5 protein-coding genes are annotated in these 22917 nt (G+C 66.5%); 1 reads left to right on the forward strand and 4 read right to left on the reverse strand.

Annotated elements, in window-relative coordinates; translation table 11 throughout:
• Window positions 1–24 precede the first annotated feature (24 nt).
• Complete coding sequence (locus IBX18_RS32320; protein ID WP_194837267.1) at window positions 25–19020, reverse strand: SDR family NAD(P)-dependent oxidoreductase; 18996 nt, start codon at window positions 19018–19020, stop codon at window positions 25–27.
• Entirely contained in the window at window positions 19017–20228 is a 1212-nt protein-coding gene (locus IBX18_RS32325; protein WP_194837268.1) for a cytochrome P450, read from the reverse strand. Before IBX18_RS32325 ends, IBX18_RS32320 begins: the two co-directional genes overlap by 4 nt.
• Window positions 20229–20434: 206 nt before the next feature.
• On the opposite strand from IBX18_RS32325, the gene IBX18_RS32330 reads away from it, so the two are divergent.
• Window positions 20435–20974 (forward strand): oxidoreductase, encoded by a 540-nt coding sequence (locus IBX18_RS32330; RefSeq protein WP_194837269.1) that lies wholly within the window; start codon window positions 20435–20437, stop codon window positions 20972–20974.
• A 16-nt stretch (window positions 20975–20990) separates the two neighbouring features.
• Here the strand turns inward: IBX18_RS32330 and IBX18_RS32335 are convergent, their stop codons facing one another.
• A complete protein-coding gene (locus IBX18_RS32335; protein ID WP_194837270.1) occupies window positions 20991–22220 on the reverse strand; it encodes a hydroxymethylglutaryl-CoA synthase family protein in 1230 nt (409 codons plus the stop codon).
• Complete coding sequence (locus IBX18_RS32340; protein WP_194837271.1) at window positions 22217–22915, reverse strand: thioesterase II family protein; 699 nt, start codon at window positions 22913–22915, stop codon at window positions 22217–22219. The genes IBX18_RS32335 and IBX18_RS32340 overlap by 4 nt, the downstream gene beginning before the upstream one ends.
• Between the last annotated feature and the right edge of the window lie 2 nt (window positions 22916–22917).

Here is a 22917-nt window from a genome sequence, read left to right on the forward strand (position 1 = left end):
GACTCGTCATCGGGTCGGCCCCTACTACTGCCCGCGCTCGCCTTCATGACGTGCGATGAACTCCGCGACCAAGTCGCAGACCCGGTCGGGTTCGGTGAAGCAGACGAAGTGACCGGAGTTCGGCAGTTCCGCATACTCGGAATCGGCAATGCGGCGATGGATGAACTGCCCGGTGGCCACCCCGACAACGGAGTCGTGCCGTCCCTGAACTATCAGCGCGGGAACGGACACCGACGACAATTTGTCGGTGAGGTCAGAGCCTTTCGCGAACAGATCCAGATAGCGCAGCCCGGTCCGCGGATCCATACTCTCGGATTCCATCAGTAGATCGGTCACAGCTCGTCTTACATCGCCGCCCAACGCGACACCGCCCGCTTCGATCGAGTCGAAGTCATCGGCGATCACCTGGTCGAGTTTGTCTATGCGCCCCTTGCGATTAGCGAACTTATAGGATCCGCCGAGCAAGGAAAGCGAGGCGACGCGATCGGGATGGGCAAGCGCCATCCACTGGGCGAATATCGACCCGACGGAGGCGCCGCCGACGTGGAACCGGCCACGAACGCCGATGCGGTCGAGAACCCGAATTTGCAGGTCGACCAGTCCATCGAGAGTCAGGCTGCTGGTGGTGCGGGTGCGACCGACTCCAGGCTGGTGGATCACCACAATCCGTCGGTTCTGGGCCAGTCTTCCGAACTGATACGCGAACATACCCGCCCCGATATTGAACGGGTGCATCAGCACCAAGGGCAGCTCACCCGTTCCCGCCTCGAACAGTTCGACCTGCCCCTCCTCGTCCTCGATGAGCGTGGAGCGCACCGACGGGCAAACGCGTTGGAGGACACGGAGATTGCCGGGAACGGTGGTCTCGTGTTCGCTGCTATCCGACAGATGGGTCAGATAGGTCTCGCGCAGTTGGCCGAGCTGGCTCGCAAACCATGGCGCCTCTTCACCGGTTCCGCGGACGGTTCGCTGCTCGTGCCTCTGCCCGAGCGCGGCCGCCACTACCGACATCTTTGCCCGGACCTGATCCGCATAACCGATCGGAATGGCCACTCGCACATGCCCGTCGAGCCCTGGATGGACGGGACTGGCCAGGTGCGGACCGACCCGAACTCCGGTCTGCTGGTGCAGATAGCCGGCCAGCTCCATCGCAGCATCCTCATCCGGCCCGGTGGACGGCACGCAGATGGCAAAAGTGGGCTCGGTCGGAGCGGTCGGGACACCGTACGACTGAATCACTCGTGCGAACTCGGCGACCACGGCCTGACGCTCGACAACCAACCGATGAGCGGTGGCAAGGTCGGCGAGGCCGGCCCTCATCACCGCACGCCCGAGAGCCGAGAACTCTCCTTTGCCGTCAACGGTTCGACTCCGAAGCCCTTTGATCAGCGCACCATCCGAGGTAGCGACCAGGCCGCCGGCCGTCAGGGCGAAGTTCTTCGACAGACTCATGGTGATCGTGTCCGCGTGGGCCAATACCGCTTCGAGCGCCCCCGCAAGCGCCGCCGACGCCAGCCCCGGGGCGATTACGTTGTCGACGACGCGGGTGGCGTCGAGCACCAAGGGCGTACCGACCCGGTCGCATGCCGCCCTGATCCGCGCCAGCTGACGGTCCGGTATCGGAACCCCGCCAGCCGAATTCGGGCACAGTTCGATCAGCACGAAGGAAGGTGCGCCGGACAGGCCTGCCAGCCCTCGTTCGACGGCAGTTGCGAGTCCGTCGGCCCCGATGGCGTCGAGAGCCTTTGGTGTGAAACGATTTTCAGCCAGCGAGCCCAACCAGGTCGGGAACACACCGTTATGCAACACGGTGCCGCGGGGGCCGGGCCAAGCGCGGCACAGCAGCGACTCGGCTTCGCGACCGCTCGGCGCGAGCACCACTTCCTCGAACGGCAGCCAACGCGGCACCGCCCGCTCGGCGGCCAACAACTCGGACAGACGGGTCCGGACGATGTGGTCGTCGTGGTCGGCCCACGAGTCGGAAATCAGGTCGAGATGTATGTCGACGGGATCGAGTTGCAATACGTTTCCCCGAGTCCCAGCGAAACGATCAGCTACGACCGACCCACCAGCCGTACCGCCACCCTCGGTCGTCGATGTCGCCGACGAACTACCCGTCGGCTCGAGCTCGGGATCACCGATCAACAGCAGGATCTCAGCAATACTGCTGCGCTCGCCGTGCGGCTGGCACAGGTAGATCGTCGACTCGCTCGGCTTGAACTTCCGCTTGAAGTGGTAATTTCCGAGCGGCGTCAGACCGGCGTCCCCCATGCCCACGAGTTCATCGACCAGGACGGGATCAGCGTTTGCCGAGTTCCCTACCGGCACTCCGAATATCGCCCCCAGGCTGAAGATTTCGACGTCCTCCGCACGGAGCCGGTCGATGATCTCGGTCACCGCGTACTCCAAGCACCCGGTCGGTGTTTCGGCATCATAGAACTCGACGTCCAGCAGATAACCGTTCTGCACGCCCAGCCGCGAAATCACCACCACCGCGACGACGACATCGTCCACGAACGTCAGGAACACCCGGTGGCCCGGTGGCAGTTCGCCCCGTGCCACTTCGGCTCGAATAGTGCCGACGTACGGGTTCACGTTCTGCTTGCCGTCCGACCAGGCATCGATGAGCCGCACGATATCGCGGTCGTACCCGCGAACTTCGCCGACCTGATATTCCTCGACCCGAACCTGGCCCGCCCGCTGGAATTTACCGATGATTCCGCGCAGTCGACGCTTTTCTCCCCCGGCGACGGTGAAGGAAGCGATGTCGCCGATCTCCTGCATCACTCCGAACGGAGTCGCATGAAACTGCCTGTCGTGCACGGTATCCAGCGGAACGGGCCACAGCACGCTCAGTCGGGCACCCGCCGTCGATGCGACCTCACCGAAGTCCGCCACCGCATCGATCGCGGAGTCCGCCGGACCGGTGTAGCCCCACACCAGCACGACCTCGCCGACCCACCCGACATCCAGGTACCACTTCTCGTGGTCCGGTAGGTAAATGAAGGGGGCGATGTCGCGACCCGCCAGGGCGTCCTCCAGGCGATATGTCTTCGACAATTCGGTCACCGCGACAGCGAGCTTTTCGTGCAGTGGCAAGTCGGCACGCCGGATCATCCGTCCGCCGAACATTTCGGTCACCTCCCCCGCAGCAGGAACGGGGGCCAGGTCGGCGGAGTACGTCACCGAAGCGGCGGTGAAGCCGGAAACCACGTCGGCGGAGAAGGTTTGGCACAGGAATTCCGTCAGGCTCGTTGTCGACGGGTAGTCGTAGAGCAGCGTATTCGGCAGTGGCCCGAAGTAGGACTCCAGGCAACCGACGGCACGCAACCTGTCGATCGACGACAGGCCGACGGTATCGAAGTCGACCGGTGCGGTGACAGGCGAGCCGGTCAGCTGGCCGAGGAACAGATCTATCTCCTCTTGCAAGCTGTGGTCCGAGTCCGTCCCCAAGCCATCGACCTGCGCGGCGATGTGCGCTTCGAGTCCGTCGACCGTGGCCGACTCCACCACTCCGGTGGCAGTGACGTCGAACCCGAGCTTCGCGGTCAGTCGTTCAGCCAGGTCGACGGCGAAGATGGAGTCGAGTCCGAGGTCTCGCCAGGTGCGCGAGGTGTCGAGGGCTCCCACTGCCACGCCGAGAATCGCGGCCACCTCGTCGCGCACCATGCCCGGCCCCAAGGAGGAGGTAGGCACCCGCAGATCCACACTTGGGGTGGTAAGAGGGCCTGACTCCTCCGGATCCGCACTGGGCCAGCTCATTTCGTCGACTACAGCGTCCGGCGGAACCTCCGACTCATCCGCCTCGAACCAGTGCCGCACCGGCATGAACGGCGGAGTCGGGAGTGAGGTCAACGGGGCAATCACTGTCCAGTCCACGGATTGCCCGGCCAGCCAACGACTCTCCACATCAGACCCGCCCTGCCTCGGGCCACGCAGACAACGCTCATGCGGCTGCCCCGCGCCGAGCGCACCCGCCGCCGCGCGAAAATCGCCGATGTCGCGACACGTCAACACAGCTCGGACCCGCCCACCACGATGCCGCCGCTGCAGCGTGGCTGCGACGCGCTCGACGGACTCGCCATCGGTGACGCCCGCGGCGAGGGCACGGGCATAGGCCGCCAGCCGGTGCTCATCCTTCGCCGCCAGCGGTATTGCGTGCTCTCGCAACGGATTCCCTGCCGTCGGCGCTACCCAGGGCGCGGACGCAAGTACGACGTGCGCGTTCGTCCCCCCAAACCCGAAAGAACTGACTCCGGCGACGATCTCACGGTCGGCCGGCAGGTCGACCGAGACGGTCGGAATGTGTAAGTCAGTGCCCGCCAGCTCGATCTGCGGATTGAGCGTGTGCAGATGCAGCTGCCCCGGAACCTTGCGGTGCCGCAGAATCTGCACGGTCTTGACCAACCCGGCCATGCCGGCTGCGGCCTCCAGATGACCGACCGAGGCTTTGATCGAGCCGAGCAGCACCCGTCCGCCGACCTCGGTCCCCAGTGCCTGTTTGATGCCGTCGATCTCGACCGGATCACCGAGTCGCGTACCGGTGCCATGGGTTTCGATGTAGTCGAGAGAGCTGAGTTCCGTGCCGGCATCACGATAGGCCGCCCGGATCACCGCGCCTTGCGATTGCGGCGCGGGCGCGGTCAGCGACGCCGTGCGCCCCGTGTGGTTCACCGCGCTCCCGCGAATGACCGCGTGCACCCGATCGCCGTCCCGAAGCGCATCCGACAAGGGCTTCAACAGCAAGGCACCCGCACCCTCACCCCGGACGTACCCGTCCGCACCGGAATCGAAGGTGGCGCAACGACCTTGCGCACTCAACATTCCGGCGTCCGTGAAGGCTCGGTACAGACCCGCCGTCAGCGTGAGATTGACACCGCCGACCAGGGCCTGCGTGCATTCACCCGAACGCAACGCGCGAATCGCACGATGCACCGCAACGAGCGAACTCGAGCATGCGGTGTCGATCGCCTCGCTCGGACCATGCAGATCCAGCAAGTGTGACACGCGGTTGGCGAGAATGGCGTGCGAGAGGCCGGTTGCGGAATGCGCGCGATCCGGCACGCCGCGCGCCGACATCAAATCCTGATAGTCCATCGTGGACACCGCGGCGAACACCGCGGTCGCGCTGCCCCGCAGGTCTTCCGGCGCCAAGGCGGCGTCCCAGATCGCCTCCCAGCACACGGTCAAGAACAGGCGTTGCTGCGGGTCCATCACCGCGGCTTCGCGCGGCGCGATACCGAAGAAGTCGGCGTCGAAAGCTGCTGCGCTGCTCACGAAGCCACCGCGAATCCCGGCCATCGCCGGATCGTCGCGCAGTTCAGGACGGCCCATCGGAACCGAACGCACCAGATCGTGTCCGGCGATCAGCGACTCCCACAACTGTGCGCTGGAATCAGCGGAGGCGATCGTTGCGGCCATGCCGATGACCGCAACGTCCTGGAGGCTGTCACGATCGCCGGGTGCTCTCGACGGCTGGACGGCAGCCGCGCCGCGAAACGCCGAGTCCGACGGTGTATGCGCGGGTTGCGTAGCGGCCGACTCCGACGGGGCATGCGCGGGTTGCGTACCGGCCGGCTCCGCGAAGTGGGTCGCCAGACGCAAGAGCGTGGGATTGTCGAAGACAGCCGTCGGCCGCACGCTGGTGCCGAAGGCACCGTTGAGCCGCTCGACCAGTTCCGTCAGCGAGATCGAATCGAAGCCGAGCTCCAGCAACTCGGCATCGAGGTCGACTTCCGAAGCGGGAACCAGCAGGAACTCCGCAGCGTGCCGCCGCACTTCCGCAAGAACATGCTCGTCCTGCCCGACCACCTGTGGGGCAGGCTGGTCCGGAACCGTTGGCGGGATGCTCCGTTGCGTCTCCAGCTCGGTCACCTGAACCACGGGATACTCGGCCCTGAGGGCTTGGGCGAGGGCTTCGAAACCCGCCGCGGTCGACATCGGCACCATGCCGTGCAGTCGCCGTAGCCGCTCGGTGACCGCCGTCGGCATGCGCATTCCGCCCGCCGCCCACAGCGGCCAGCCGATCGACACCGTCTTACCTGATCGCTGTCCCGTCCGCCGCAGCTCCTCGCGGTGCAGGCAGGCAGCGTCGAGGTAGGCGTTGGCGAACGAGTAGTCGGCTTGGCCAGGACTTCCGTTGCGCGACACCAGGGATGAGTACGCGACGAAGAATTCGAGCCGGTCCTGCGCGGTGGCCGCGTCGAGGACCTGCATTCCGTTCACCTTCGGCGCCAGAACCCGCGCGATGTCGGACGCTGTCTTACCCGCGGCCGGCGCGTCCCGCAGCAGCCCCGCGGCGTGTACGACGCCCCGCAGTGGACCCGCGGATCGCGCCTCGTCGAGCACGCGTCCGACGGCGTCGGCGTCAGTCACGTCGCCCTGCCGGAACCTGATCCGTTCTGCGCCATAGCGACCGGTGAGCGTCCGCACTTCCGGACCGGCCGCAGAACGACCCAGCAGCCATACCGTGCCGGCCCCGGAGTCGGCGAGCCATGCCGCGGTCGCGATGCCGAGTTTCCCGCCCCCACCGCTGATGACATACGAACCGGGCCCAGCGCTCCACGGAGCGCCGGGAAGCAGGTCGACCTCGACCATCGTCGCTACTTCTCGCGAGGAAGCGTGTCCACCGCGGTAGCGCACTTCGGCCGACTCGTCCCTGCCCACCTCGTCGAGCAGGGTGCTGGCGGCAGCTGGCAGATCCATCGCGCCCAAATCGACTGCGCTGGCAGACAACTGCCGTTCGGCACACAGCGAACGGAGCAGACCGGCGGTAGCGGGGCCGACGGGGTGCGTCGCGGTCTGCCACGCGCACAACAGTTTCGGTGGCCGGGAACGTCCCGTTGGTGTCTGCTCGACAGCCACTCGAATGATGGTGCCCGCCAGCATCGCAGGATCAAGCAGCCTCGGATCGACGAGCAGCACCAGCGCGTCGACGCTCTCCGGTGCGGCGGTGGCGGCATCCAACGAATACGCCCGAATCCCCCGACGCCGAGCCTCATCGATCAGCTCGGCTGCCAGCGGTCTGTCACCCTCGGTGAGTACCAGCACGCCGAGCGATTCCACCGCACGGCGGGAACCGCCGAGGGGCGACGGTTGCCACGTCGGAACTTCGTAGTGCAACTGCGTCGGCGAACCCGAGTCGCTCGCGGGAGCCGAGAATTCTGCTACGGATTCCCGGGCCGGATTCGGAACGCTGTAGAAATTCCGCCGCAGAGGAACTCCAGGGTAAGCCAGCTTACCGGGGCGCTTGTGCCACAGTTGTTTCCACGCGATTCGCGCGCCGTCGACCCACAATTGGGCCAGCCGTTCGAGATCTCGCCGCCGCAGCGCTTCGTCATCGACGGCATCCTCCGAGGCAGCTCTGCGCGTACTCGGTGTACCTGCGAAAATTCCGCGACCGATCCGAGTGTCGGTCCCGGCCTCGGCCGCCGCGGCAAACTCGTGCAATTGCCGAGCAAGTTCATCTCCGCTCGAACACAGCACCGCGAGCCGGTACCCGAACGAGCGCCGACCGGTTTGACTCGTCCATGCCATCCGAGCGACCCCACTCAGACTCAGGCTCTGCGCGAAATCCGCGATATCGGACGCGTATTCGCGAAGCCTGGCCATGTCGGGGCAAGACAGTAGAACGAGGAACGGGCCGTCAACCGCATCCAGCTCCCGTCGGGGTGGCGCTTCTTCGACAACGACGTGCACGTTGGTCCCGCCCGCTCCGAACGAGCTGACACCCGCACGGAGTGGCTGCCCGTCCAGGCCGGGCCGCCAGCCGATCGAGCTGCGGACCGGCTGCGTCCCGACCTCCGCGAACGGAATGCGTGGATTGACGGTGTCCAGGTTGACCATCGGCGCCAACGTTCGGTGCCGCAGCTGCAGCACGGTCTTCGTCAGACCGGCGATACCCGCCGCACCCTCCAGATGACCGATGTTCGACTTCACCGACCCGACCCAGGCCGGCGCGGATTCGGACCCGAGCTTCCTGAATGCCGTACCGAGAGCGGAGATCTCGATCGGGTCGCCGAGCGCGGTTCCGGAGCCATGCGCCTCGACATACGAGATCGACTCCGGCGCTACCCGAGCCTTCTGGACAGCGGACGTGATGACCGCTGCTTGCGCCTGCGGGTTGGGAACGGTGAACCCGCTGGTGTGACCACCGGCGTTGACCGCGGTCCCCTTGATCACCGCCCAGATATCGTCGCCGTCCCGAAGTGCCGCATCTAGGGGTTTGAGTAGCAGCGCACCCACACCCTCGCCGGGGACGTAGCCGTCCGCCGCATCGTCGAACACCTTCACGCGGCCGTCGGCGGCCAGCATGTTGCGTTCGCCGAGCGACATCATGTGGGAGGGGTGGGCGATGAGGTTGACCCCGCCCGCAACGGCGATATCGCATTCGCCGTTGTGCAGGCTCTGGATCGCGAGATGCACTGCGGTGAGGGACGAGGAACAGGCGGTATCCACCGCCACGCTCGGCCCCGAAAGGTTCAACGTGTAGGAGATGCGGTTGGCGATCGACCAGTACGCAGTGTGCGCGCCGTTCGGCGTGCCCTGCTCGGCCAGCCTGGCGCCGACCTCCCCGTAGCCGCCGTACATGACACCGACGAACACCCCGGTGGCGGCAGCCTGCGAGTCGTCGTTCAGGTAACCCGTGCGCTCGAGCAGATCCCAGGTGGTCTCCAAGAAGATCCGCTCCTGCGGATCGATGTCCTCGGCGACCTTGGGCAGCACCCCGAACAAGGCGGCATCGAAGCAATACGGGTCGGTGAGGAAACCACCCCATGCCTGGTAAGGCTGGAGACCGCGGCGCGGGTCCGGGTGCTGCCGCCAATGCCATCGCTCGGCGGGTACTTCAGTCAGCGAGCAGATTCCCGCGAGCAGGTTCTGCCACAGGGCGGCGATGTCGGGAGCGCCCGGATACCTACCCGCCAGGCCGATCACCGCGACGTCCTCGCTCGAACTGCGCCCGCGGGATTCACTTCTCGCGTCGGTGGCAGCGGCAGGCTGCGAAACCTCTTGCTCACCAATAGAACTAGCGGACAGCAGCGGGTCGCTGAGAGCCAGCTTGCTGGGATACTCGCCCGCGATGCGGTCTGCCAGAGCCCGAATAGTCTGCTCTTCGTAGAGCAATGTCGGTGGCAGTGGGCCGATGTCGCGCTCGAGCCTTTCCAGGAGCTGGACGCCTACTACCGAACTGACGCCATAGGTCTCGAAGGTGGCATCCAAGCTCAGTTCGTCCTCGCCGAACCCGAGCACCTCACAGAACGCCCGCCGAATGCAGTTGCGTGCTTGCTGTACTGGGCCGGCATCTCCGCGGTCGGCTTGCGTCGCACCAGTTTCGCTACTACGCAGCGGCTTTGCGGTTGCCTGGATGCCGAAATGGCTCAAGCCCTTGGTGTTTGCGGCGAGGACGAGGGCCTGCCCGTGCCCTGCCGCCAGCACATCCGCCAGCGCTGACATGGCCTGGTCCGCGGCCAGCGGCACGATCCCGTCCGCCGCCATGAGCTTGCGGTGGTAGGACGTCGACGCGACGCCGTCGCCATCCCAATAGCCCCAATTGACGACGGTGACGTCGCGCCCGCGCGAACGGGCGGCCACCGCAACGGCATCCAGCGCGCAGCAGCCCGCGGCGTAGTTGGCCTGGCCGCCGGAATCGACGAATGCCGCGGCCGAGGACGCGACCAGGAACTTCGGGTCCGAGTGAGTGAAGGTGTGGGCGAGCAGGTTTCGCATGCCGTCGACGCGCGGGCGCAGGACTGCTTCGAAATCCTCGTCGGTGAGGTCCGCTATCCGGCGATCGCGCAGCTCGCCCGCGCAGTGGACCACGGCATCGATCGTGCCGAGGAGCCGCTCCGCCTCGCGCAGCGCATTACCGATACTCGCCGCGTCCCCAACGTCGGCTTGCAGGTAGTGGACTGCGCCCCCAGCGGATTCGAGGTGATGGCCGACCTGCGCCGCCGAGCTGCGCCCGATCCACACCTGGGTGCACGGACCCTCCGCTGCCGCACAGATCGCCCGGCCGATCGCGCCGGTCGCACCGATCACCACCAGACGCCGCCCCAGCTCGAGGCGCTGCACGCCGTCGCCGGAAGCGGACCGGAATACTCGGCGAAGGAGCCGGCCGTCGCGCAGGGCCAGGACTCGGTGCGACGAGTCGTTCGGGGCTTCGACGAGCATGGCGTCACGGACTTCATCGAGGTCCACGTCATCGTTCACCACGTCGACGCAGCGCACCGCCCAGGTCGGCTGCTCGGCTGCGACCGCACCCGCGAACCCGTGGACGGCGCTGTTCAGTGCATCGGGAACCTCGTGCTCACCGATATGGACGCCCTGTCGGGTGATCAGTGACAGCCGAAGCGGGTCCGAGCCGAACTCGTCACGGAGAACGCCGTACCAGGATCTGAGTAGCGACAGCGTGTCCAACAACGTTGTGGCATGTGCACTTCCAGGCAGTACGACGACCGAGCGCACGCTGGGGGTCAGCGCGCCAGGTGACGGCTGCTCGAGCGGAACAAGAGTCGCCTTGCCCCCGGCATCCTGCAAGAGGGCCGCGCCTAGTTCGTATCGTGATCGGTCCGCTACGACCAGCACTTCGCCGTCTTCCGCACTGCCCCTCGGGCTCTCGCCGAGCGGTACCCACACCAGCGTGTACACCAGTCCGGGCGTGCTGTGCTGGGCGGCTGGAATCGGTTGCGGCACTGGCTCGATGCTCATCGGGTACAGCCGCAAGCCCTCGAATTCGACCAGCGGCATGCCCTTCGAGTCCGTGAGCACTACCCGGTAGGTGGTGCCGGTGCGCTCGCCGACCACCGTCGTGGCGCGAGTTGCCGCTCCCCAGAGGGAGATTCGTTGCGCCGCTACCGGAACCAGCGCCGACCCGTCGCCGAGGCCGGGCAGGGCGCCGAGGGATTGCAGAGCCGCATCGATCATCGCTGTTTCCGCACCGAACCCGGGCGCTGCGGGATTCAATGTGCCTACCACCAAATCCTCCCCCACCAGGACCTTGGTGAGCCGACGATAGCGTGGACCGTACGCCAGACCGGCGTCCGCGAAGTCGGTGTACAGGCGATCGGCGAGAACGCTCCGTTGACATCTCGCCGAGAGCCCGGCGATGTCGAGGGTTTGCGGTCTGTCTTGCGATTGTCCAGGCAGCTCCAGTGACGCTGTCACAGCTACTGTTTCGGCGTCCGAGCCGATGGCGATCGAGCGATTCGCCGAATCCGTATCGCCCTCCAGCGGCGTGGCGGTCACCGTGACCACCGAGTTGTCATCAACGATGACGGGGGCCCGCCAGCGAACCCCGTGCAGGCTGAATGCCGCGTCGGCCTGCCCACTCAGGAGAGTTCGGGTGAACTCGACGGTCGCGGCGGCAGGCAGCAGTCGTTGTCCGACCACCACATGCTCGGCCACGATGGGGTCGTCCGCTGAGATCGGGATACGCGACGCATTCTTGTGGTTGGCCGGTCGCTCGATCTCGGTGGCCGCGTCGGTCCGCCACGGCAGTGACGGGGCCACGTCCTGAACGATCGCCACGCTGTTCGTGCCCGAGAAGCCATAGCTCGCGACCACGGCCGTGCGCGGGACAGCAGGGCGGAATGGCCACGGCTGCTTCCGGGTCGGTATGTGGAAGCGACCGAGATCGCTGATCGCCGGGTTCCTGACGCCGTGATTGACCAGCGGCGCAACGATTTCCATCTGCATGCACACGATGGTCTTGATCAGGCTGGAGATGCCGGCCGCGGTGGTCGTGTGGCCGATATTCGCCTTCACCGAGCCGAGCCAGGCGGGCTGGTCCGCGGCGAGCGACTGGATGAGGCCCGAGATTTCGATCGGGTCACCCAAAGATGTACCCGTGCCGTGGGTTTCGACGAAAGAGACATCGCTCGGCGTGAGGCCCGCACGCTGCAACGTACGAGTCGTCAACTCGGCCTGGGCCGCTGCGTTCGGCGCTGTTATCCCGTTGGTGTGCCCGTCGCCGTTGACGCCGGTGCTGCGCAGAACCGCAAGGACCTGATCACCGTCGCGCAGCGCATCCGACAACCGGCGCAACACCACAACGCCGACGCCCTCGCCCAGCACGATCCCGTCCGCCGCAGCGTCGAAGGGGGCGCTGGTCCCGGTCGGCGACAGCATGCCCACCTGCGACGAACGCACCTGCAGCGACGGCGTTTCCATCACCGCGACCCCACCGGCGACGGCAGTGTCCACCTCGCCGGTCAGCAGAGCTTGGCAGGCGAGGTGGACTGCGACGAGCGACGAAGAGCATGCGGTATCGACCGCGATCGTCGGCCCACGAAGGTTCAGAAAGTAGGCGATCCGCGCGGCGAGAATCGAGGCCGAACTGCCGAGAAAGGCTTGGGCCGTCTCATGCTTGTCACCGGATCGGAGGCGCTCGCTATGGTCGCCGGGCGCGCATCCCACGTAGATGCCGGTGCAGCCGCGGCCCCGGGCATTGGACAGGTGCCCTGCGGCCTCGAGCGCCTTCCACGACTCGGTGAGGAACAGCCGTTGCTGGCAGTCCATGGCGGCGACGTCGAGCGGTGACAGGTTGAAGAACGCATGGTCGAAGCTTTCGACGTCGTCCAGCAGGGCAGCCCAGCGGCTGGTCGTCTTACCCTCGTGGCGTCCAGGCGCGTAAAGGGCAGAGAGATCCCACCTTCCGCTGCTCACGTCAGTGATCGAGCTCCGGCCCGCCGCGATGTTGCGGGCGAACTGTTCGATGTCGTCGGCATCGGGCCACCGCCCGGCCATCCCGACGACGGCGACCGCGCCGGGGACAGAGTGTTTCGCCCCGGCCGGCTCAGGCCCGACGGACGGGTCAGCTATACGGCCCACAACGGAAGCGCCCGGCGAGGGTTCAGTTACTCGCGCGACATCCGGCACGGGCAGAGTTGCCCGCACGGCCGCCGACGCCGGCGCAGTTGCCCGTGCAGCCTCCGGTGAAGGCAGAGTTGCCCGCACAGCGTCCGGCGCCGAAAGAGATGCCCGCCCAGCATCCGTCGCGAACGGAGTCGCCCGCGCGACATCCGGCACGGGCGCAGTTGCTCGCGCGGGATCCGGCACGGGCGCAGCTGTTCGCGCGGGACCCCGCGCGAACGGGGTTGCTCGCGCGGGGTCCGGCACCGGCACCGTTGCCCATGCAGCCTCCGGCGCAGGTGGAGTCGCTCGTGCTGCAGCATCCGGCGCCGACAGAGATGCACGCGCGACGTCCGGCACCGTTGCCCATGCAGCTTCCGGCGCAGGTGGAGTCACTAGTGCAGCCTCCGGCGCGGGCGGAGTCGCCCGCACGCCATCCGGCACGGGCGCAGTTGCTCGCGCAGCATCCGGCACGAACGGAATTGCTCGCGCGGGTTCCGGCACCGGCACCGTTGCCCATGCAGCTTCCGGCGCAGGTGGAGTCACTCGTGCAGCCTCCGGCGCGGGCGGAGTCGCTCGTGCCGCATCCGCCAGGAAGGCGGTGGCTTCGACCTCACTCGCCAAGTAGTCAGCCAGCTCTTCGACCGTCGGATGCTCGTACACGACCGTCGACTCGAGATCGGTTTTGAACCTCTCGTTGAGGTCGCGGACCAACTGCACCGCACCCACCGAGTCCAGACCCTGATCGCGGAAGGACACCCGGCTGTCGATCTCGTCGGGCTCGGCGAACAGAATGTCCGCCACGCTGGCCACGATCGCTTCGGCCAAGTCCGGCACTGCCGCCCGATCCGCCGCGCGGGGATAGCTCTGCTCGGCCGGTGCGGGCACCTCTGCGGCCTGCACCGACAGTCGCCGATGCATGTCCATCTCCGCCGCGATCGTGGCAGGCAGGTCCTGGCGTGACCCGGACGAAAGGTGCGCCTTCAGCTGCTGAACCGCGGCCGGCGGATGTCCCGCGACGGTACGCGCGAGCGACATCGCTTCCGCCACAACCTGATCGGCATCGCAGAAGTTGACCGAAGCGCCCCGGCGTTCGAGCTCACGGCCGGAATACTCACGGCCGCTCATGAGCATCTCCTGGGACAGCGGGCCGCCCATTCGCTTCTCGAGAATGTAGGTGGCACCCATACCGGGGGTGATCCCGTAGCGCAGGAAATTCGCACTGTAGTAAGCGTCCCGCGACATGACGACGAGGTCACCGTAGAGACCGAACGCGAGGCCACCGCCGAACGCGTTGCCCGCCAAGGCCGTAACGACTGGCTTGCGGCAGGTCGCCAAACCTTCGTAGATCACGGCGGCATCGGCGAACGTGGTGCGCTGGGTGGCGACGTCGCTGACCGCCTCCAGCGTGCCGCCGAGGCAGAACTCGGCGCCGTTGCCGCAGATGACGAAGACCCGCACCGCGTCGTCGGTGTGGACGCGCTCGAGCGCCGTCCCGAGCAGCGCGAGCAGTTCGTCGGTCAGCATGTTGTGCGTCTCGGGTGAGTCGAGCCGCAGCAGCGCGATACCGTCCGGAAGCAACGAAAAGCAGTGACCTGAACCGGATTCGGGCGATTTCGGCACGACGGAGACCTGCCCTTCAGTGGCAGCGGAGCGCGGGTGATCGGGCGGGCTGTTGCGGTTGCGCCAGCCGCCGAGCCGGCATATTTCCGTCTCCAGCGGCGCCATCGGCAGGCTCAACCGCCGCCCGGCGGGTGCCTGAACCGGATCGAGCGGAATTCCGGCGCACCAGGCCCGCGCAACATCGCGCGCCTCGCCTGTTCGCTCGACGCCGTCGACGGCGTTCGTCGCCGCGCCGCTGTGATGATGCGGGCCGTCATCCTGCCCGCCGGCGTAGGCCTCGAGGGCGGCCGCCAACTGGTCCAGCGTGGCGCAGGTGACGGCGAGTCGCACCTTCCGGGGCCGTCTGCCGACCCGGAGCGTGTACGCGATGTCGTAGAGCAGCGGATCACTGGTGTGCGATGTCATCAGCGCACGCAAGGTGAGGGTCGAAAGATCCTCCCCCCGTTCGAAACTCCGGGGGCCGACAACGGCCTCCAGCATCGTCGGGTCGAACCCCAGATCCGCCAACGCCCAGTCGACATCGATCTCATGGCCGGGCACCCCGAGAACGGCTGCGGCTCGCTCGAGGACGGCCATATCGACGGCACCCTCGGCCACCGCTTCCTCGCTGTGCAGCCACCGGCGCAGATCCGTGGCGTACGTGCGCAGCGACGCAGTCGAATCGGCCGAAAGGAGCACCGCGACTTCACCATTGGTCGCACGTTCGAGTTGCGACGTACTGCGTTCGGGAGCGCCTTCCACAATCACGTGCACATTCGTCCCGCCCGCACCGAAGGCGCTCACGCCCGCGATCCGGGAAGCGTAACCGGACGGCCACGGAACGGCACTCTGCGGAAACTCGAGCGACGGCGCAGCCTCGACTACGGCGGCGTTGAGCTGACCGGAGTGCAGCGTCGGGACGATCCGGCCGTGTTCGATTTGCAGAACGGCCTTGGTCAAGCCCGCGATACCGGCCGCGCTCTCCAAGTGCCCGATATTGGTCTTCACCGAACCGACGTACAGGTGCTGGGTATCCGGCCGACCGGAAGACAGCTCGCGCTGAATCGCGGTCGCTTCGATCGGATCACCCAGGGCCGTCCCGGTACCGTGCGCCTCGAGATAGCCGACCTCAGCGGGTTTGACGTCGGCCGCGCTCAAGGCCGCGGCAATCAACGCGGCCTGAGCTGCCGGATCGGGCACGGTGAATCCGGCCGAACGACCATTGTGGTTCATCGAGGTACCGCGAAGCACCGCATGAACGATGTCGCCGTCGGCGACAGCTCGGCGCAAAGGTTTCAGTACTACGACGCCGACACCGTCACCGGGCACGTACCCATCGGCGCCCGCCCCGAAGGTCCGGCACTTGCCGGTCCGCGACAAGAAGCTGTCCGCGGACAGTTGCACGTACTTGTGCGGGTGGGTCGTGATGTTCACCCCACCGGCCAGCGCCATCGTGGACTCGCCGCTGCGCAGACTCTGCACCGCAAGGTGCACGGCGACAAGGGAACTGGAGCACGCGGTATCCAGTGCGAGGCTGGGGCCGCTGAAGTCGAAGGTGTAGGAAACCCGATTCGGGATCGTCGAATGCAGCGCCGACGGAGCAACGCCGTCGGCGTCCCGATAGAGCTGGTAGTGATTCCACATGACGCCGCAGAACACGCCGACGGTCTCGTCGCGCAACGACTCCGGTGGTCGAGCGGCATCCTCCAGCGCCCGCCATGCGGTCATCAGGAACTGCCGCTCCTGCGGATCCATCGACTCGGCCTCGCGGCGGCTGATGCCGAAGTAGGCGGGAGCGAAATGGTCACGCTCGGAAAGCAATCCACCCCAGCGGCTGTAGGACCTACCGCGCGCGCTGTCCGCACTATAGGCAAGCGCCTCGGGCCAGGTGTCGTCGGGTATCTCGACGATCGCATCCTCGCCGGCCTGCAACATCTGCCAGAAGGCACGCGGATCCGCTGCGCCAGGGTAGCTTCCGGCCAGCCCGATGATGGCGATCGGTTCGGTTGCGCCGATCGAGTTGTCGGAAGCGTCTCTTCCATGGACACGCTCGGCAGGCCGGGCTGTCCAAGGCTGGGGGCGCGCGTCCGGATAGGTCACCATCGCCGCGCGCGCCTCGTCAGGGTCACCGTACGTCGCACACAGGTGCCGAGTGTCGCTGCGCCGCAACAGCTTTTCGAGCAGCCGCAACCCGAGATCGGTGGGCAGGTCGGCGGCCTCGTCACCGTTGCCGCTCCGGCCGGAGCGCATGCCCCCATCCGCCCAGTAGGGCCATGCGATGGTCATTACTTCGCACGAGGTGTCGTGTCGGGCGAGACTCCAGAAGTCGAGACTGGAGTTGGCGTAGGCGTAGGCGCTCTGCCCGGGGTTCGCCAGCGCGCCGGATATGGACGTGAAGGACACGAAGAAGTCCAGATCAGCACGGTCGACTGCCTGCCATAGCTTTTGCGCGCCAGCTAGTTTGGGTTCGAGGACTGCTCGGGTGCGCTGCGTCGACCCCGTGATGAACACCGAGTCGTCGAGCACACCCGCGAGATGGAAGACACCATCGATCGGACCGTGCTCGCGCGTCAGCGCGGCAACCATCGCGAGGCACGCTTTCCCGTCTGCGACGTCGCATTGCGTGTAGGTGACCGTCGCACCGCTGGAACGCCATTTCGCATGCTGCGCGTCGACAGCTGGATCAAGTGAACCGCGACCGACGAGGTGCACCGCGGCTGCGTGCGTGGTGATCAGATGTTCGGCCAGGTGGGTGCCGAGCCCACCGGCCCCACCGGTGATCAGATACCGGCCGCCGGGGCGCAGGAGCGGAGATTCGGCGGCGAAGTCGGCTGGACGATAGTCGAGCGCTTGCAGAATGCCTTGTCGCAGACGGAAGAGGCCGGACTTCTTTGTTCCCAGCACAGTAGTAAGACCAGCAACGACGGCCGAGATCTCCGTAGCGGTGTCCGCAGCGATGACCGCCGCCGAGAGCGTTCGCACCTCCGCGGTGGCAGTACGGCAAAAGGCACCGGTCCCAAGCAATTCCGGCGACGGGTCATCCTCAATACCGAGCAGGACCGCACCAGACGGCTGGGCTGCTCTGCGACCCAGTTCCCGGACCAGATCCTGGTAGGCCTCGACCGCGGCCAGCTGGTCGGCACCGGCCACCACACACCAGTCGATCGCCGGATCGGGCGCTTGCGGCACAGCGGAATGCTCGGTGACCGACCAGCCCGCGAGCTCGAGCGCCTCCCGCAACCGCGGGACGGGGTCGGCGGTCACCAAACCGATCATGTTCCGGCCAGCGGCGGGTCGAGCGGCCTTGTCGTCGAGGTCCACCCAGCACGGCTGCCATGCCTGCACCTCGGGTGGCTTGCTGTACGTAGTTCTCACCTGAACTTCGGCGGCAACCTCGAAGTCGCGACGGTCGGGCCGATATTCGCTCGCCAGGTGCTCGGCAAGGTCGTCAACGGTGCCGAACTCGAAAAGCACCGTGGGATAGAGCCGGATACCGAGCTTTTCACCGATGATCGCGGACAACCCCAGCAGGGCAACAGAATCCAGGCCGAGGGCATAGAACCCCGCGCCGGTGTCTACCGATTCCACCGGAACACCGAGTCTCGCTGCGATTTCGGCGCGCACACAGCCGCGAATCGATGCGGCGGAATCAGCTCTCGACGGCGGCGGAGGAGGAGGAGACGCCGACGGCGATGCGACCGAGACTTCTTGCCGCCCGTCGATATCGTCGCCGGTAAGACCGGAGATCAACAGCGGATGCCGGATCCGCTTACACGTCAGCCGCTCGATCCGCGCGACCAAACCACCTGCCGCATCGAGGATTTCGTAGCTGTTGTGCATCACGTCCGCAGTACTCGCGTGCACCTCTTCAGCGGGTACCCACACCCGACACCGAGGTTCGGCAAGTGGGGCAACCAGTGTCGCTGCGGCGATCGTGATCGGGATGTACGGATACTCGAGCTTCGGGGTGCGCGCGAAGGCGATCAGGGTCGACGCGTCCAGTAGTGCCGGGTGCAGGTGGAATCCCGACGGTGTCGGGTGGGCGGGATCGAGCGCGATGTCGGCGATCAGCCCGGCGCCGGTATCGAGCAGTTCGCCGGAAACACGCATCGGCATGCCGTGCACGATGTGCTCGGATCGAGCCTGCGCGTACAGGTCCGCCATGTTCTTGAACGGCATACCGCCGAGGTCGTCAGGCGGCGACGCGCCCGCGGGAACCTCGGCGAGGATCCGCATCGTCGCGGTCATATGACGCCGGACGGTCCCCGAAATATCGTTGCCCCGCACCGGCACACTCGTGACAAGAACGTCGAAATCCCCATGGCGGCGCGTGAGTCCGAGCCGCAGCCGCCGGTCGCAACGCTGGTCGGTGACCACCGGCTCTTCGAACACGATGTCGTTCAATTGAATACATCCGTCGATCCCGCGCGCCCGCGCGAGCCGCCAGAGCAGATCGAGGAAGATCGCGCCCGGTAGCACGCTCGTGTCGTGCACGTGATGGTTCGCCATCACGAAGTCCGCGTGGGACAGGAGCACAGACGCGCTCAGATCGGCAGGAACCGCTCTCACCACGCGACCGGAAGACTCTCTACCCCGTAAAGGCCGACCGTCGGCGGGCGCATGGTGACCTCGGCGCTGGGCACCGCGAGCCGCAGACCGGGCAGGCGCTCGAACAGACGGGAGAAGACCACTTCCAGTTCCATCCGGGCAATGGCGTGCCCCAGGCAATGGTGTGGCCCGAAGCTGAAGGAGAGGTGGTTGCGCGGATTGCGGGAGATATCCAGGACATCGGGCTGGTCATACGCTCTGGGGTCCCGGTTCGCGGTCTCCAGCACCAGCACGACGCCCTCGCCGGTGCGGATCGTTTCGCCCTCGATCTCGATGTCGGCCGTGGCGACGCGCTGCACCGGGTTCTGCACGATCGTCTGGTGGCGCAGGAGCTCCTCGACCGCCGAGGGCCAGAGGTCGGGCTGCTCTTTCAGCCGGGCGAGCTGGTCGGGATGCTCGAGCAGCGCGAAGACGCCCAAGCCGATGATCGTGGCAGTGGTCTCGTGTCCGGCCACCAGGAGGATGAGGGCGATCTGCACGAGCTCGTGCCGCTCGATCTGGCCCACCAGCAACTGTTCGTGCACCAGGCGACTGAGCAGATCGTCCGCAGGCTCGGTCTCCTTCCGGGTCAACAGCCCGTCCAGGTAGCCCATGATGGCGCCCATCGCCCCCATGACCTGGTCCTGGGTACTCGCGATATCGATCATCGCGCGAGTGTTCTGCTCGAAGACCGGTCGATCCTCGACCGGGACGCCCAGGAGCCGGCAGATCATGCTCGACGGGACCGGAAAGGCGAAGGAAGCAACCAGGTCTGCCGAATCTCCGCCGGCTTCCATTTCGTCGATGCACGCGTCGACGATTGCTCGCACAGCCGGGCGCAGTTCGCCGGCCCGGCGCGCCGTGAACTCTTTGGCGAGCATGCGGCGCACCCGAAGGTGCGATTCCCCGTCGGTGCGCATGAAGGTGTCTTTGAGCGGTGAGGCGAACGCGCCCTCGTACAGGAAGGGATAGCCGATCACGCCCTCGTCCGAACTCAATCGGGCGTCGTCCAGCAGACGCCGGACATGGTCGTGCCGCGTGACGAGCACCGCCGGTAGCCCGCTGGCCAGCCGAACCCGTTGGAAGGGCGCCGTCGCCTGCAGTTCCGAGTAGGCAGCCGGCGGATCGAACCGTGCGGTGCGACGGGAGGGGAAGGGGCACAGGTCGCTGTCGCCGACTGTCTGACTCATGCACCTCAGTCTGCTCACGGCCCCCTGTTACGCCGCACAATTCTGTGCACCCAGGTCCGCGTCATCATTTGGCGCACACCGACTTCGAAAAACTCGATACCCAGCCGGGACATACAGCCGGATTGTCCCGGGGAACGCCGCATTATCGGGACCGCCGACATCGACTGCCGAATAGTGAGCATCGGCGCGGTCGCCGAAGTGCTGGCATGACAGGAAAGGACTGGCACTGGCTGGAGGCACACATGACCGGATCGACACCGGCCGACGAGGGTGGAACAACCGGCTTGCGCTCGGTCGGCGTCACCCGGGTGCACGGCCGGACCATGCTCGAGCACATCGGCGGCCCGGCGAAGGTCCGCGAGTTGGCCGAGCTGTTCCATGCGTCCGTGCTCGACGACGAGCTGCTGCACGACATGTTCGCCCGCGGCTCACGCAATCACGCGCTGCACCTGTCGCACTTTCTGGAAGAGATCATGGGCGGTCGGCGCCTTTACACCGACCTCCACGACGGCGTCCGTGGCTTGTTCGAGGCGCACAAGGAACTGCACATCACCGAGGACCAGCGTCAGCGATTCATCGATATTCTGCTGTCCCTGCTCGACCCGGCCGACTTTCCCGATGACGACCGGTTTCGCAGCGGGTTTTCCGCCAGAGTCGAACAGGGCTCGCACTTTTCGAAGAACCTCTCGCAGCCGGGCGCCGAACCATTGGATCCCTGGCCGCCGGTAGGCACGTGGGATTGGTGATCGGCAACCCCCGGCTTCACGCGAAGCGGTAATGCCGTTCGAAATCCTTGATCGAGTCGAGTACGGCCAACCCGGTCCCGGCCAAGCATTCTTCGTACAGATCCCGATACGGCTCGATTGTCACGTCGGCGTGCTCGACTCCACTGAACCGCTGCTCCGCGAGTTCACTGATGAGCTCGTACGTTGCCATATCCAGTTCGCGCCGCTGTCCGATCGCGGCGTTCATTGCGATAGGTCCCGGCGCATCGGCCGCCTTCGATCGCAGTGTGCCGCTGTAGAACTCCGAGCAACAGCCCGAGCCGTAGGAGAACAGCCCGATCCGCTGGCCCGCCTCGACTTTTCCGTGCACGAGCATCGAGCTCAAGGCCAGGTAGAGCGAGGCACTGTAGGTGTTGCCCACTTCCTGCGCCAGGACCAGGCTGTCGGCGACGGCGTCGCGGAAGTGTCGAGCTACTTCGTCCCGGGACCGACGGCCGTGCTTGCGGGTGAGCGTGCGGTGCGCGCCGACCACCATGCCCGCAAAGGGCGTGTGGAAGACCATCCGGTCGAAGGAATCGAGAGTCGTGCCCGGATTCCGTTCGCAGTACATCGCATACGTCTCGTCGAGGCAGGTCAGGTAGGACAGCAGCGACAGGTCGGAGTTGCCGGACTCGATCTCCGGCCGGGGCCGCAGCGTGTCCATCACATGAAAGGTGAACAGGCCGCTGCGGCCGAGATCGATCTCCAGGATCGCGGGATCGTGCCCGACCAGCATGGCGATCGCACCCGCACCCTGCGACGGCTCCCAGTAGCTGTCGACGTCGATCCGGGACGCCGCGTCGGTCGAGATGACCAGCGCCCGCGCGTGCGGATTCGCCGACGTGGCAACCAGTGCCGCCGCGGCCTGCAGGGCGGCCGTCGCGCCGTAGCACGCGTGCTTCACTTCGAAAGAGCGGCAGCGCCTGGGCAATTCGAGCAAGTCGTGGATGTAGGTACTGATCGGCTTGCCGAAATCGAGGCCGGACTCCGTGCCGACGACGATCAACTCGATGTCGTCGATCTCGGCCGGTGACATCCTTTTCAGCAGCGGCAGCGCCGCATTGACGCCGTTGGTCACCGGATCTTCGCACGGCAGGTTCACCGACTTGCGGCGCATCATCAGATTGGTGAGCCGGCCCCGGTCCAGGCCGCGGGCGTCGAACAGCAGCCCGACATCGAGTGACGCGCGCCCGACATACCCGTCTATATCGTGGATTCCAACGGTCATCGTGGCGTAGGCCCTTCCAAGTCGTCGTGAATGGCGGAGAGAATGGCGGCGCCGTGCTCGCGCAGATAGAAGTGCCCTCCGGGGAAGACGCGAGCGCGGAACGAGTTCGTGGTGATGTCGCGCCACGCCAGCACATCGGCCACCGACACGGCCGGGTCCTGCGCGCCGGTGAACGCCGAGACCGGAAGGGGCAGCGAAGGATTCGCCGGGGCCACGTAGGTCTCGTGGACGGCGAAGTCGGCACGCAAGCTGGGCAGAAAGGCCTGGAGCAGCGCGGGATTCTCGACGACTTCGCTCGGGATGCCGCCCAAACCCACCAGGTACTTCAGGAAAGTCTCGTCGGACGCGGTATGCACCGGCGGCCAGATCGGCGAGCGATTCGGCGCGCGGCGCCCGGACACGGCCAACAGCCGAGGCAGCCGCGCGCCTTGCTCGTGCAGCCTGCGGGTGAGCTCGTAGGCCACGCCGGCCCCGAAGCTGTGCCCGAAGAACGCGTAGTCACCCACCAGCCGTGGTCCGAGTGCGCCGATCAGGTAGTCGATCACCTCTGTCATCCGCGTGGGCATCCGGTGCTCCCGCAGCGCCTCGCGACCAGGCAGCACCACTGGAATCACGTCGAGCGCCGCGGTCGGGTGGCGCCAGCCGCGGTACGCGAGCGACCCGCCCCCGGCATGCGGAAAGCAAAAGATTCTCATCA

The sequence above is a fragment of the Nocardia sp. XZ_19_369 genome, from assembly GCF_015355715.1.
Taxonomy (GTDB): domain Bacteria; phylum Actinomycetota; class Actinomycetes; order Mycobacteriales; family Mycobacteriaceae; genus Nocardia.